Here is a 13,411-nt window from a genome sequence, read left to right on the forward strand (position 1 = left end):
CGACTCCCTGACTGGAATTCGGTACATGCTCCCTCAGTCTGATTCATCTTATCGGCAAATGCCCCAGCCGACTTGCCCACGGTCAATTCAACCCAGCGAAAGCAGGACCGCCATCAGCACCGGCGACAGAAAGGACAGCAGGAAGCCGGAGGCAATCGCCACCGGCACGCAGGCCAGCCCGCCACTGCTGCGAATCACCGGCAAGGTGAAATCCATCGCAGTGGCGCCACCGTAGCCGATGGCCATGGCCGGCCGGGCACCGATCAGCAACGGGATGAGCGCCAGGGCGATGATCTCCCGAATGACGTCGTTGAGAAAGGCAACGCCGCCCCAGGCCGGCCCCAGGGCATCGCCAATCACGATACCAGAGAGCGAATACCAGCCAAACCCGGCACTCAGGGCCAGAACATCGTGCCAGGGCAAGGCCAGCACCGGCACCAGGACCAGCCCCGCCAGCAGCGAACTGGCCACCACGGTCAGGGCGATGCCCAGCCCCTGGCGGTTCACCAGCAGCCGCCGTAATGGCAGCCCGGCGTTCTTCAGCTGCAGGCCGATCAGGAACAGCAGCAGCATCAGGGCCCAGGTCGCCAGCGACTCCGCCCAGGGTACCGGCGGCAGCAGGAAGCGCCCTGCCAGCAGCCCTGCCAGCACCGCCAGCAACGGCTTCAGGCCCGCCAGGAACAGGCGCCGATAACCCGGCCGCCCGGCCTCGCCGGAGGTCGCCACCGTCATCGGCCGCAGACGATGGAACAGCCACAGGCCGGCCAGGTTACACACCAGCAGGGTGGACACCAGGGCGAACACTTGCAGCGCCATGGTGCCCAGCTGCGACGCCAGCCCTTCCATCTGCCCCAGGCCGAGCCCGAGCAGGGCCAGGATAAAGTACACCAACGCCTCCACGGTGTGGTGCACCAGGGTCATCAGCCGTCGGTTGTCGAGGGCGATGGCGAACCCCAGGAACAGGGGGGCCAGAATCAGCAGGGCTCCGGACAGCATGGCATCCTCGGTATCGAATACTGGGAAGGGGCGCGGAGGCGCCCGCGGTGGCGTCAGTGCAGGGTGTGACCGGAGCGGTCCTGGACCAGAACCCAGGGGGCCACCACCACGGCCCACAATTCGGCGTTGCGGTCGTACCAGGCCCGGGCGATATCGGGGCTGACGTCCCCCACCCGCCCGTCGGCCATCCAGCACTCGAAGCGGGCTTTGTTGTCGGCGGTCAGTTCCACCGCCACCTCCAGCAGATCCAGCTCCGGCGCCACCCGGACCACTTGGCCGCGGGCGTAGTGGACTTGCAGATCATGCCAGTGAATGCGGGAAGTTTCCAGATTCAGTTTTGCCTTCAGTTCGTCCCGGGACAGTTCGGATGCCATCGTGCGTCTCGCTCGGTAAAACCAGGGGGGGCACAGGGTAGCCGATCCACCGCGCCGACTCCAGCCGCCGCGGGCCGGATTCAGCGGTCGACCAGACGCGACCAGATGTCGTGGATCTGCTCGGACAGGGTCATCGGGTCGAAGGGTTTGGGAATCACATCGGCGGCGCCCAGGGACAGGTAGCCGCTGACTTCCTCGGGCTGGACCTTGGCGGTCATGAACACGATCGGCGTGCGCTCGAAACCCGGCGTCCGGCGAATGGCCTTCAGGGTGGCGGGGCCGTCCATGCCCGGCATCATCACGTCAAGCAGGAGCAACTGGGGCTGGAACCCGGGCAGCGCCTCCAGAGCCTCGGCGCCCGAGGCCAGCGACTTCAGCTGAAAGCCGCCCACGCTTTCCAGGGCCAGCTCGGCCACCGTTCGGATGTCTTCCTCGTCTTCCACCAGCATGATACGGCTGAGTCGCCCTGACAGAGAATCCATGGCGTCGTTGCTCCTAGTCGTTCTGTGTGCCGGCGCCGGTGCCCCGGTCGCCCAACCATTCCTCGAGCCCCAGCAGGCGCAGCAGGCGCCGGCATTCGTCCACGGGCTCGCCCTCGTCCGCCAGCAGGCCGGCGGCTCGCATGATGATACGGTCCTGGGTCAGGTTTTCCCGGGGCAGGTAATGGACCGCGCCAATCATCTGCCGCAGTTCCAGGGGCAGGTGCCACTGGACCTTGAGTTTGTTGCCGTAGGGCTGAGCCCAGTCCTGAAGGCCAATCCGGGCCTCCTCCTCCGTCACCGCGTGCCCCTGGCGTACGTGCTGGTCCATGACCTTGAGCACCGCCAGCTCGCCGATCCGGCTGAGCAGGCCCGCGGTGTAGTAGACCGACGCCCGGCGCTTGCCCAGCGCCAGGGCGATCCGCTGTGCCTCCGCCGCTACCCGTTCGGACTGGGCGAGGTAGTCGTGGGCCAGCGCCCGCAGGTGACCATCCTGGAACCGGGCGGCGACATCCAGCGCCATGGCCAGGGCGTAGTTCAGGGCCATGCCAACCCCCAGCAGGAAAATGGCGTCCCGGACATCGCCCACCGGCTTGCCGGTGCGCCGGAACGAAGAGCTGTTGGCCACCTCCAGCAACCGGGTGCACAGGGCCACGTCCTTCCGCCAGCGCTCGGCCAGCTGGCCGGCGGACAGCTCTTCGGTACGGGACATCAGCGCCAGGATCTCGGCGGCGTCGGTCCTGGCGGGCATCTGGATCACGTTTTCCAGCTCCTCCGCCAGCACCGTGTCCAGGGCCTCGCCGGCGTCCCCGTCGCCTACGGCTGGCTCCGCCAGCGTCGCCACCAGGGCTTGCAGACGCGAGTGCAGCATCTCCACCTTGAACGGTTTGGTGATGTAACCGTTGATGTGGTAGTGCGCCGCCGTGAGGATGGACTGGCGGTCGGCGCGGCCGGTGATCATCACGATGGGTACGTCCGGGTCCCGGGCCCGCACCGCCCGGACCAGTTGCAGACCGTCGCCGTCCGGCAGGTTCCAGTCAATCACCAGGAGGTTGGGGGCGTCCCGCTGCCAGCGTTGCACCGCTTCGCTGAGGGTTGCGGCCTTCACCACCCGCATGCCCGGCTGCAATCCGGCCACCACGGTTTCCATCAGGTCGGCCATCAGGTCATCGTCTTCCACGATCAGGGTCTGCATCGGCTTAACCGGTCCTTCCCAGGTTGGAATCCGGGGCCAGGCTGACGCCGTTGCGGCCGGAATGCTTGCGTTCGTACAGGGCCTTGTCCGCGGCTTCGATGGCCGCCTCCACCGTGGGATAGTCGTTCATCCGGGCCAGCCCGATGCTGACGGTGACGGAAAACTCCTGGTCACCGGCGTTAAACACGATCCGGGACAGCCGCTCGCACACCGACGCCATCACCGCCCGGGCATCGTCCAGGGCGCAGTCCACCAGCGCGACAATAAATTCCTCGCCCCCGTATCGGCCCAGGATGTCGGATTTGCGCAGCCGGTGCCGGAGCAGGTTGGCCAGGCCCTTGATCACCATGTCTCCGGCCCGGTGGCCGTAGCGGTCGTTGACCCGCTTGAAGTGGTCGAGATCCAGCATCGCCACCACCGACTCCTGCCCGGCGCGCACGCTGCGGGCGAACTCATTCTCGATCTCGGCGTTGGCCAGCGAGTGCTTGAGCAGGCCGGTCAGGCTGTCCCGGGTCGCCAGTTTCTCCAGCTGCCGGGCCCGATAGCAGCGCACCAGCACCGCCCGTTGCAGGTAATGGTCCGATACCGGCTTGGTCAGGAAGTCGTCACCGCCATGGGACAAGGCCTCCAGCTGTCGCTCGCGGTTTTCCTCGGAGGACAGGTAGACGATCGGCAGCCCCAGCCATTCCGGGTCGAACCGGATCATCCGGGCCAGCGTAGCGCCGGAGTAGCGGCCCATCTGCATGTCCATCAGCACCAGGTTGGGGCGGAATTCCGACAACGAGGTCAGCAGCGTGGAGGGGTCGTTGACCCGGCAGACCACCAGGCCCACCTCTTCCAGCACTAGGCTGTAGTGCTCCAGCAGCTCGGGGTCGTCGTCGACGATCATCACCCGTCCGCGGTCAAGCTCATCCCGCTCGCTGATCAGGCGTTCGATAAAGTCCACCAGCAGGGGCAGGTCCAGGGGCAGGGTGAAAAACCCGTCCATGCCCTTTTCCGCCAGCACGTAGCGTTCCAGGAAGGTGTCCTCCTCACCCAGGCACACCACCGGTGGCCGGTCGTTCCCCAGCGCCAGGAACGGCAGCTCCGCCTCCAGCTCCCAGTCGTACAGCACCACCGCCGACACTTCCCGCGCCAGCACCGCCGGGTCCAGCGCTTCAAGCTGATCCACCAGACGGGGCTGGAAGCCATGCAGGGACAGGCCCTGGCACAGGTCCCGACTGACGTCCGACGACGGCGCCACCACCAGCACCACCGGTTCCGCCGCCCGGGCCACCGGCGCCCGGCCAGGCTCCGTCGTCACCGCGCTGGCATCGTCCCGGTCGCCTTCCTCGGACAGCCACTGCACCAGGCGATCCACCTCCCGCAGGAACTCGGCGTTGACCACCCGGGCAATGGGCTCGGCCCGCACGGTGCCATCCGGATCGGTGGCCAGCGCCTCCGCCAGCGGCTTGAGGGCGATTTCCAGCTGTCGGGCCAGCTTGCCCAGCTCCGGAAAGCCGAAGGTGCCCGCCGACCCCGCCAAGCGGTGCAGCGACTGGTAAACGGAGAGCACATCCGCGGCCATGAAACTGCCGGCGGCAATGCCGGAGGCCCGGGCCTGGACATGGGCCAGCTCGACGGCGGCCTTGGTGCGAAACCGCTGTCGCAGGATTTCCAGTTTCTGGTTCACGTCGGATATCTTTGTCTTGGGCATAGCTGTCCGGGCCAACTTGGTACATCATGACATCTGGATTCCCCAGGCATCCTCAAGAATACAAGCAGGATTCCGCCCAAGTTACCAGAGGTATTTTGTGCTGCGTACGTTCTCCCTGGGTACCCGGCTCGCGCTGATCACCATCGCCGGCACCCTGACCACGGTGGCCTCGGTGCTGCTCATCGCCTACTCCGCGCTGGTCGAGGACTTCGAGAGCATCCTGACTCACCAGCAGCGGTATGAGACCCAGCGCATCGCCCGGACCGTCGATGAGAAGCTCAACCTGCGCGTGGACCTGTTGTCGGAATTCGCAAAGAATCTGTCCGACGGCGGGTCGCTGCGCGACCGGACCGAGATGGAACAGCTGCTGGCGCGCCAGCAGATGCTCCAGCAACTGTTCCCGGATGGCCTGGTGGTGTTCGACGAAAACGCCACGGCGCTGCTGGAAACCCTTCACGTGCCCGGTCGCATCGGCACCAACTACGCCGACCGGGAGCATTTCCAGCGCCTGATGCGCACCCGCCAGCCGGTGATCAGCCGGCCCATGATCGGCCGGGCCACCGGCGTTCCCCTGGTCACGTTCTCCGCGCCCATCGAATCCGACGACGGCGCTCTGCTGGGTATCGTCTCGGGCGTTCTGAGGCTGGGCGACGCCAGCCTGCTGCCGCCAGAAGAATTGCACGCCATGCAGAAGGATGGCGCGCTCTTCCGCGTCGTCGACCCCAATAACTTCCTGTTCATCGAAGGCCGCGAGGGGCTCGGCAAGGCCATTCAGAGCCTGCCACCACCCGGTGCCGATCCGCTCATCGACGCCGCGCTCTCCGGCATCACCTTCGGTCAGCTGACCACCGCGGACGGCCGCCGGCTGGTCTATGCCACCAGCTACCTCGAACCTCTGGGCTGGCTGTTCATCCGTGCCGTGCCCATGAGCTGGGCCACTGCGCCGGCCCAGGACTCATTCCTCAAGTTCCTCAGCATCAGCATCGGCATCGCCCTGGCCATCGCCCTGTTCAGCCTGATTGCCACCCGATCCGCCACCCGCCGCCTGGAAGCCATGACCCAGCGGATCGATCGCATGGTGCGCTCGCCGGAGGGGGTGCGGCTGGAGGAGTCCGGACCGCCGGAAGTGCGCGATCTGGCCCGGGCCTTCAACCGCCTGATGGACGAACGGGACAGCATGGCCACGCTGAAGGAAAATTTCGTCTCCAACGTCAGCCACGAGCTGAGAACTCCCCTGACCTCCATGAACGGGGCCCTGCGCCTGGTGCACTCCGGCGCCACCGGCCCGCTGCCGCCACGGGCCGGCGACATGGTGCGCCTGGCCCTGCGCAACGGCGAGCGCCTGCAGGGGCTGATTTCCGACCTGCTCGATTTCAGCAAACTGACCTCCGGACGGATGTCGGTGCGGATGCTGGACGTACCCGTGGCCGAGGTCATCCGGGACACCATCGACGGCAACCAGGCCCTGGCGCGGGAGTATCAGGTGACCCTGACCGGACACGGCGACAGCAACCTCGCGGCACAGGCCGACCCGCACCGGCTGCGCCAGGTCCTCGATAACCTGGTCAGCAATGCGATCAAGTTCTCTCCCCCCGGAGGCACCGTGACCCTGAGTGCCCGCCCAGGCAACCACGGCACCGTCCGGCTGATCGTCAGCGATCAGGGCAAAGGCGTGCCGGCGGCCTTCGAGCAGCAGCTGTTCGAACGTTTTGCCCAGGCCGAGACCGGCACCAACCGGTCGGTCAGCGGCACCGGTCTCGGTCTGGCCATCTGCAAGGAGCTGGCCGAGCTGATGGAGGGACGCATCGGCTACTATTTCGAGGCAGGGGCCCATTTCTGGCTGGAGCTGGCGGCGGCCCGGCCTGCCCGGTCCGCCGCCCTGCGCTATCCTGAGGGGAAAACAGAGAGCCACCGATGAAGCACGGCGATCACGACACGGTGTCCGACCGCAGCGAACCACAGCGTGCGCTGCACCGCATGGAACAGCAAAACCAGGCGCTGAGCATTCTCAACGAACTGGCGCTCGACCAGTCCGGGACCGACGAGGAGAAAATCCGCACGGCCCTGATCCGGGGCGCCGACTTTCTGGGACTGCCGGTGGCCATCCTGAGTGAGATCACCGGCGAGGCGTACCTGGTCCGGGCCACCAATGTTCCCGAGTCGGCCGACCTGTACCCGGGCCAGCTGTTTTCGCTCGGCCAGACCTACTGCTCCATTCTGCTGCGACAGCAGGGCTGCCTGGCAATCCACCATATGAGCCAGTCACCCTACCGGAACCACCCATGCTATCGGGCCTTTGGTCTGGAGGCCTACATCGCCGCGCCGGTGATCATTCAGGGGCGCACCTTCGGTACCCTGAACTTTTCCTCCCCGGACCCCAGGCCGCACCCGTTCACCGACACCGAAATCACCTTCGTAACCCTGCTGACCAAATGGCTGGCGAGCCTGCTGGAGGGCCAGATCACCGCCCGTACCCTGACCAAGCTGGTGCGTCAGGCGCCCGGCATGCTGTACCAGTACCGGCAGTGGCCGGACGGCCGCTCCGCCTTCCCCTACACCAGCCCCGGCATCCGGGACATCTACGGCTGCAGCCCCGAAGAAGTGGCGGAGGACGCCTCCCGGGTGTTTGAACGCATCCACCCGGACGACCTGCCGGCAGTGGCCGAGTCGATCCAGACCTCCTCCACCCACCTGAGCACTTGGCAACACCAGTACCGGGTTCGCAGCGACCGGGGCTGGCGCTGGGTGGAAGGCCGGGCCACCCCCGAGAAGCTGGCCGACAACAGCATCATCTGGCACGGCTACATCACCGACATCGACGACAAGAAGCGCACCCAGTTGGCGCTTCAGGAAAGCGAGGCCCAGCTGCGCCGGCTGTTCGAGCTGTCGCCCATCGGCATCGCCCTCAACGATCTGCACACCGGCGCTTTTCTGGCCGTCAACGACGCCCTGCTGGCGCCGACCGGCTACCACCGCGAACAGTTCCTGGGCCTGCACCCGTCGGCTCTGATGGCGGGCGATTTTCCGGCCTTCCGCAGCCAAGTCATGCGAGAGCTGAACGACACCGGCCGGTTCGGCCCCTACGAACTGACCATCACCCGCCACGACCGCTCCCACTATCCGGCCTTGGTCCAGGGCTTGGTGATCAAGGGGGACGCCGGCCAGACCCTGATCTGGACCCTGGTGGAGGACATTTCCGAGCGCAAGAAAGTCGAGCGGATGAAGAACGAATTCATTTCCTCGGTCAGCCACGAGCTGCGAACGCCCCTCACCTCCATAGCCGGTTCCCTGGGCCTGATCGCCAGCGGCGCCCTGGGCCAGCTGCCGGACAAAGTGGCGCAGATGGTGCAGATCGCCGCCCGCAACAGCGACCAACTCAAGCACCTGATCAACGACCTGCTCGACATGGAAAAACTGGTCTCCGGCCGGATCCGCATGAGCATCGAACCCGCGCCCCTGTTCCCGGTCCTGGCGGAGGCGGTGGAACAGCTGCGGACCTACGCCATGGACCGCGAGGTGTCCCTGGCCCTGGCCCCGGACCACCCCGACCGAAGGGCGGCGTTCGACCGACACCGGTTGCAGCAGGCGGTCATGAACCTGCTGTCCAACGCCATCAAGTTCTCCCCCCGGCAGGCCCGGGTGGACATCCGGATCCGGCCACGGCCCGGCCACCTGCGGGTGGAGGTCAGCGACCGGGGACCCGGCATCCCCTCCAGTTTTCACCCCCAGCTGTTCGAGAAATTCGCCCAGGCGGACAGTTCCACCACCCGGGATCAACGGGGGACCGGACTCGGTCTGGCCATCACCCGGGAAATCATGACCCAGATGGGCGGGGAGGTCGGTTTCCGCACCCGGGTGGGACAGGGTTCGACCTTCTGGCTGGACATTCCCAGGGCGCCATAGATACAGGACGTAGCCGATGACTTCCTCCCGCTGGCAACATTCCTTCCGCAGACTGATCTGGCTGGCCCGGGTGGTCGGGCTGCTGCTGCTGGCGACGGTGGCGGTGGTTCTGGACATGACCGCCACCGAGCGGCACCGGGCGGAGGTGCGCCAGCAGTGGCAGGAGCGTCTCGACGGGCTCAGCCTGCGCCTGCAGAGCCTGATCCTGCAGAACATCCAGACCGTCTGGGGGGTCGCGGCCAATGTCGCGGTCGACCCCGACATCGACGACCCGCGTTTCCAGGAGCTGGCCTCGGTGGTGTTCCGGCTGGCGCCGGAACTGAAAAACATCGGCCTCGCCCCGGATTTCGTCATTCGCCACATCTATCCGGTGGAGGGCAACCGCACCGCCCTGGGCCTGAACATCGCCGAACAAAGCCTGTCGTCCCAGGACATCGCGCTGCTGAAATCGTCCCGCAACGTGGTCTTCACCGGGCCCATCCAGCTGGTGCAGGGCGGAACCGGGCTGGCCGGCCGCATTCCCATCCACCGCCACGACACGGACGCATTCTGGGGCGTGGTGTCGGTCATCCTCGACCTGGAAAAGCTGTACACCTCCGCTGGCCTGACCACGCTGCCCGAATCCACGCGCCTGGCCTTGTCCCGCGTCCCGATCCCCGGCCAGGACGACGCCACCTTTTTCCGATCCGGCCTGGGCAGGCTGCAGCATCCGGTGGTCAGCACCCTGTCCTTCCCGGGGCTGCAGTGGACGCTGTTCGCCGAGCCCGTCTCCGGCTGGCCCAGCCACCCGGAATCGCCCTGGCTGTTTCGCGGCGCCCTGGCCCTGGCCTTCCTGCTCGCCACCCTGGGGCTGTTCTGGCTGACCCACTTGATGCTCCGGGAGCAGGCGATGCAACGGCGTTTCGCCGGCCTGTTCGAACTCTCCCCCACCGGCATCGGCCTTTACGACAGCCACACCCTGCGACGCCTGGCGGCCAACCCCGCGCATCTGGCCAGCTTCGGTGAGGCCTCCCGCTCCCTGGTCTATTTCAACCACCCCCGGGATGGCTACGGCGGGCCGGCGGGGGAACCGATCGACCTGAGGACCCGGCTGCGCGCCAGCGGCACCCTCAGCGGCGTGGAAGGATACTATCGCTGCCAGGACGGCCAGCTGCGGCCGTTCCTGCTGAAGGGGCTGGAGATGGCGGACCTGGATCAGGGCAGCGTGATCTGGCTGATCACCGAGGACATGACCGAGTACAAGCGGCTGGACGAGATGAAGAATCAGTTCATTTCCACGGTCAGCCATGAGCTGAGGACGCCCCTGACCTCCATCTCCGCGGCCCTGGGCCTGATGGTGAACGACAAGGCCGGGCCCCTGCCGGACAAAGCCCGGGAACTGGCCAACCTGGCCCACCGCAACAGCCAGCAGCTGACGTTCCTGATCAATGATCTGCTGGACATCGAAAAGCTGGCGGCCGGCAAGATGACCTTCCAGTGCCGCCCCTGGCGGCTGACGACGCTGCTGGCGGAGGCCCGGGACAACATGTCGGTGTTCGCCCACGAGTACCGGGTGCAGCTGGCTCTGGGTGACGTGCCCGAGGTGCTGGTGCTGGTCGACCGCCAGCGTTTCGGCCAGGCTCTGGCCAACCTGCTGTCCAACGCCATCAAGTTTTCCCGCCAGGACGGCACCGTGTACCTGCACGCCGAGCACCATCCGCCCAGGGTCCGGGTGTATGTCCGGGACCATGGCGAAGGCATTCCGGACGCCTTCCGCGAACGCATCTTTGAGAAGTTCTCGCAATCCGACGCCTCCGACCGCCGGCGCAAGGGCGGGACCGGGCTGGGCCTGGCCATCACCCGGGAAATCATCGGGCGCATGGGGGGCAGCGTGGAGTTTGAGTCGGTGGAAGGGCAAGGCGCCCTGTTCTGGCTGGAGATACCCACGGTGGAGACCGTGGCGGAGGGAAACCGGGCGCCCCGGAGGGCGCCCACCTGACCGACCCGGGGCGTCAGGCCGACTTCAGCATCTCCCGCACCACGTAGTGCAGGATGCCGCCGTGCCGGAAGTACACGGCCTCGTTGGCGGTGTCGATCCGCGATATCAGCTCGCACCGGGTGCTGGAGCCGTCCGCGTAGGTCACCGTCATGGTGAGGGTCTGTCTCGGCTGGATGTCCCCGGCCAGCCCCTCGATGGTGATGGTTTCCTCGCCGGTGAGTTTCAGGCTCTTGCGGTCCACCCCTTCGGGGAACTGCAGGGGGATCACCCCCATGCCGATCAGGTTGGAGCGGTGGATGCGCTCGAAGGACTCGGCGATCACCGCGCGCACGCCCAGCAACCGGGTGCCCTTCGCGGCCCAGTCGCGGCTGGAGCCGGTGCCGTACTCCTTGCCGGCAATCACCACCAGGGGCGTACCCTCGGCCTGGTACTTCATCGCCGCGTCGTAGATCGGCATCTGCTCGCCGGTCGGCACGTAGCGGGTGTAGCCGCCCTCCACGCCGTCGAGCATCTCGTTACGGATGCGGACGTTGGCGAAGGTGCCCCGCATCATCACCTCGTGGTTGCCCCGGCGGGAACCGTAGGAGTTGAAATCCTTGGGCGCCACGCCACGGGACTGCAGGTAGCGACCGGCCGGAGAGTCCGGCTTGAAGGAACCCGCCGGGGAGATGTGGTCGGTGGTGACGGAATCCCCCAACAGGGCCAGGATCCGGGCATCCCGGATGTCCTCGACCGGCTCCGGCTCCTCGCCCAGCCCCTCGAAAAACGGTGGGTGCTGGATGTAGGTGGACTCGTCCGACCAGGCGTACACCTTGCTCTCGGGAACCTGGATCGATTTCCAGGTGTCATCCCCCTCGAACACCTCGCTGTACTCCTTGCGGAACATGTCGGTACGCACCTGCTCCACCGCCTCGGCGATTTCCTGTTGGCTGGGCCAGAGGTCCTTCAGATAGACCGGGTTGCCCTCGCGGTCCAGCCCCAGCGGATCGCGGGTCAGGTCCACCCGCACGTTGCCGGCCAGGGCGTAGGCCACCACCAAGGGCGGAGACGCCAGCCAGTTGGTTTTCACCAGCGGATGCACCCGTCCCTCGAAGTTGCGGTTGCCGGACAGCACCGACGCCACCGTCAGATCGCCATCGACGATGGCCTTCTCGACCGCCTCCGGCAACGGCCCGGAGTTGCCGATGCAGGTGGTGCAACCATAGCCCACCAAGTTGAAGCCGAGCCGGTCCAGGTCATCCTGCAGGCCGGCCACCTTCAGGTAGTCGGTGACCACCTTGGAGCCCGGCGCCAGCGAGGTCTTCACCCAGGGTTTGGTTTTCAGCCCCTTCTGCACCGCTTTGCGGGCCAGCAGGCCGGCGGCCATCATCACGCTCGGGTTGGACGTGTTGGTGCAGGAGGTGATGGCGGCGATCACCACCGCGCCCGGATCCAGGCGGCAGGTTTCGCCGTTCAGTTCCAGCGGCTGGCTGGCGGGATGTTCAAAGTAGCTGTCCTGGACGCCAACGGCGGTCTGCCCACCCTCGGACTCCAGCTTGCCCTCACGGCTGTCCGCCGCCCCCTCGGCCGTGGCCATCAGCAGTTCGAAGGTGGCCTTCATGCGCGTGAGCGGCACCCGGTCCTGGGGCCGTTTGGGGCCGGCCAGGCTGGCCTCGACATCGCCCATGTCCAGCTCCAGGGTGTCCGTGTAGACCGGCTCATGACCGGGCTCGCGCCACAGCCCCTGGGCCTTGGCATAGGCTTCCACCAGCGCCAGCAGGGCGTCGTCGCGGCCGGTCAGCCGCAGGTAGGTAAGGGTTTGCTCGTCCACCGGGAAGAAGCCGCAGGTGGCGCCATACTCCGGTGCCATGTTGGCAATGGTGGCCCGGTCGGCCACCGGCATGTCCTTCAGGCCGTCGCCGTAGAACTCCACGAACTTGCCGACCACACCTTTCTTGCGCAGCATTTCGGTGACGGTCAGCACCAAGTCGGTGGCGGTAATGCCCTCGCGCAGCTTGCCGGTGATCTTGAAGCCGATCACCTCGGGAATGAGCATGGACACGGGCTGGCCGAGCATCGCCGCTTCCGCCTCAATGCCCCCCACGCCCCAGCCCAGCACGCCGAGGCCGTTGATCATGGTGGTGTGGGAGTCGGTACCCACCAGGGTGTCGGGATAGGCCAAGGTCTTGCCGTCCACCGTCTTCTGCCAGACGGTCTTGCCCAGATACTCCAGGTTCACCTGGTGGCAGATGCCGGTGCCCGGCGGCACCACGCGGAAGTTGTCGAACGCCTGCTGGCCCCAGCGCAGGAACTCATAACGCTCCTTGTTCCGCTCCATTTCAATGACCACATTGTCCCGGAACGCGGACGGGTCGCCGAATCGGTCCACCATCACCGAGTGGTCGATGACCAGATCCACCGGCGACAGCGGGTTGATCAGGGCCGGGTCCTTGCCCGCCCGCTTTACCGCCTCCCGCATCGCCGCCAGATCCACCACGCCGGGCACGCCGGTGAAGTCCTGCATCAGCACGCGTGCCGGCCGGAACTGGATCTCAGTGTCGGAGCGGCGGTCCCGCAGCCACTGTACCATGGCGTCGATGTGGGAACGGTCGACGGTGGTGCCGTCCTCGTGACGCAGCAGGTTCTCCAGCAGCACCTTCAGGGAAAAGGGCAGCCGGCTCAGGTCACCCAGGGTGTCGGCGGCCTTCGACAGGCTGTAGTAGTGGTAGGTCGTACCACCCGCTGTCAGGGTGGAGAGGGTATTCAGGCTGTCTTTGCCAAGACGTTCTTGCGACATGTGTGCCTCCTTAA

The 13,411-nt window shown here is 66.5% G+C and carries 9 protein-coding genes; 3 read left to right on the forward strand and 6 right to left on the reverse strand.

Annotated features, from left to right (window positions below; all coding sequences use genetic code 11):
• Positions 1-87: 87 nt before the first annotated feature.
• The 5 genes from BTO32_RS13045 to BTO32_RS18225 form a co-directional block, all read right to left on the reverse strand.
• Positions 88-996, reverse strand: a complete 909-nt coding sequence (locus BTO32_RS13045; RefSeq protein WP_076725046.1) for a LysO family transporter — start codon at positions 994-996, stop codon at positions 88-90.
• A gap of 53 nt (positions 997-1,049) precedes the next feature.
• The gene (locus BTO32_RS13050; protein ID WP_076725047.1) at positions 1,050-1,370 is read right to left on the reverse strand and encodes a DUF2288 domain-containing protein; all 321 of its coding nucleotides are present in this window, start codon (positions 1,368-1,370) and stop codon (positions 1,050-1,052) included.
• An 80-nt stretch (positions 1,371-1,450) separates the two neighbouring features.
• A complete protein-coding gene (locus tag BTO32_RS13055; protein WP_076725048.1) occupies positions 1,451-1,852 on the reverse strand; it encodes a response regulator in 402 nt (133 codons plus the stop codon).
• Between the two features lie 13 nt (positions 1,853-1,865).
• Entirely contained in the window at positions 1,866-3,044 is a 1,179-nt protein-coding gene (locus tag BTO32_RS13060; RefSeq protein WP_076725049.1) for a response regulator, read from the reverse strand.
• 4 nt (positions 3,045-3,048) lie between these two features.
• Entirely contained in the window at positions 3,049-4,740 is a 1,692-nt protein-coding gene (locus tag BTO32_RS18225) for a diguanylate cyclase (RefSeq protein WP_076725050.1), read from the reverse strand.
• Between the two features lie 97 nt (positions 4,741-4,837).
• Here BTO32_RS18225 and BTO32_RS13070 point away from each other — a divergent pair, with 97 nt between their 5' ends.
• From BTO32_RS13070 to BTO32_RS13080, 3 genes are read left to right on the forward strand one after another with little or no spacing between them, the layout of a single operon-like run.
• Positions 4,838-6,658 carry a sensor histidine kinase gene (locus BTO32_RS13070; protein WP_245820329.1) on the forward strand — a complete coding sequence of 607 codons (1,821 nt, stop codon included), beginning with the start codon at positions 4,838-4,840 and terminating at the stop codon, positions 6,656-6,658.
• On the forward strand, positions 6,655-8,643 hold the full coding sequence (locus BTO32_RS13075; RefSeq protein WP_076725051.1) for an ATP-binding protein: 1,989 nt from the start codon (positions 6,655-6,657) through the stop codon (positions 8,641-8,643). Before BTO32_RS13070 ends, BTO32_RS13075 begins: the two co-directional genes overlap by 4 nt.
• A gap of 16 nt (positions 8,644-8,659) precedes the next feature.
• Positions 8,660-10,621 (forward strand): sensor histidine kinase, encoded by a 1,962-nt coding sequence (locus tag BTO32_RS13080; RefSeq protein ID WP_076725052.1) that lies wholly within the window; start codon positions 8,660-8,662, stop codon positions 10,619-10,621.
• A 13-nt stretch (positions 10,622-10,634) separates the two neighbouring features.
• Here BTO32_RS13080 and acnA read toward each other — a convergent pair whose 3' ends face one another.
• The gene (acnA, locus tag BTO32_RS13085; RefSeq protein ID WP_076725053.1) at positions 10,635-13,397 is read right to left on the reverse strand and encodes an aconitate hydratase AcnA; all 2,763 of its coding nucleotides are present in this window, start codon (positions 13,395-13,397) and stop codon (positions 10,635-10,637) included.
• Between the last annotated feature and the right edge of the window lie 14 nt (positions 13,398-13,411).

Source organism: Marinobacter lutaoensis, from assembly GCF_001981305.1.
In the GTDB taxonomy this organism is placed as follows: domain Bacteria; phylum Pseudomonadota; class Gammaproteobacteria; order Pseudomonadales; family Oleiphilaceae; genus Marinobacter; species Marinobacter lutaoensis.

Excerpts from the sequence above, each read along its gene's own strand:
- BTO32_RS13045 (WP_076725046.1), bottom strand. The coding sequence starts at position 996 with ATGCTGTCCGGAGCCCTGCTGATTCTGGCCCCCCTGTTCCTGGGGTTC.
- BTO32_RS13050 (WP_076725047.1), bottom strand. The coding sequence starts at position 1,370 with ATGGCATCCGAACTGTCCCGGGACGAACTGAAGGCAAAACTGAATCTG.
- BTO32_RS13055 (WP_076725048.1), bottom strand. The coding sequence starts at position 1,852 with ATGGATTCTCTGTCAGGGCGACTCAGCCGTATCATGCTGGTGGAAGAC.
- BTO32_RS13060 (WP_076725049.1), bottom strand. The coding sequence starts at position 3,044 with ATGCAGACCCTGATCGTGGAAGACGATGACCTGATGGCCGACCTGATG.
- BTO32_RS18225 (WP_076725050.1), bottom strand. The coding sequence starts at position 4,740 with ATGCCCAAGACAAAGATATCCGACGTGAACCAGAAACTGGAAATCCTG.
- BTO32_RS13075 (WP_076725051.1), top strand. The coding sequence starts at position 6,655 with ATGAAGCACGGCGATCACGACACGGTGTCCGACCGCAGCGAACCACAG.
- BTO32_RS13080 (WP_076725052.1), top strand. The coding sequence starts at position 8,660 with ATGACTTCCTCCCGCTGGCAACATTCCTTCCGCAGACTGATCTGGCTG.
- acnA (WP_076725053.1), bottom strand. The coding sequence starts at position 13,397 with ATGTCGCAAGAACGTCTTGGCAAAGACAGCCTGAATACCCTCTCCACC.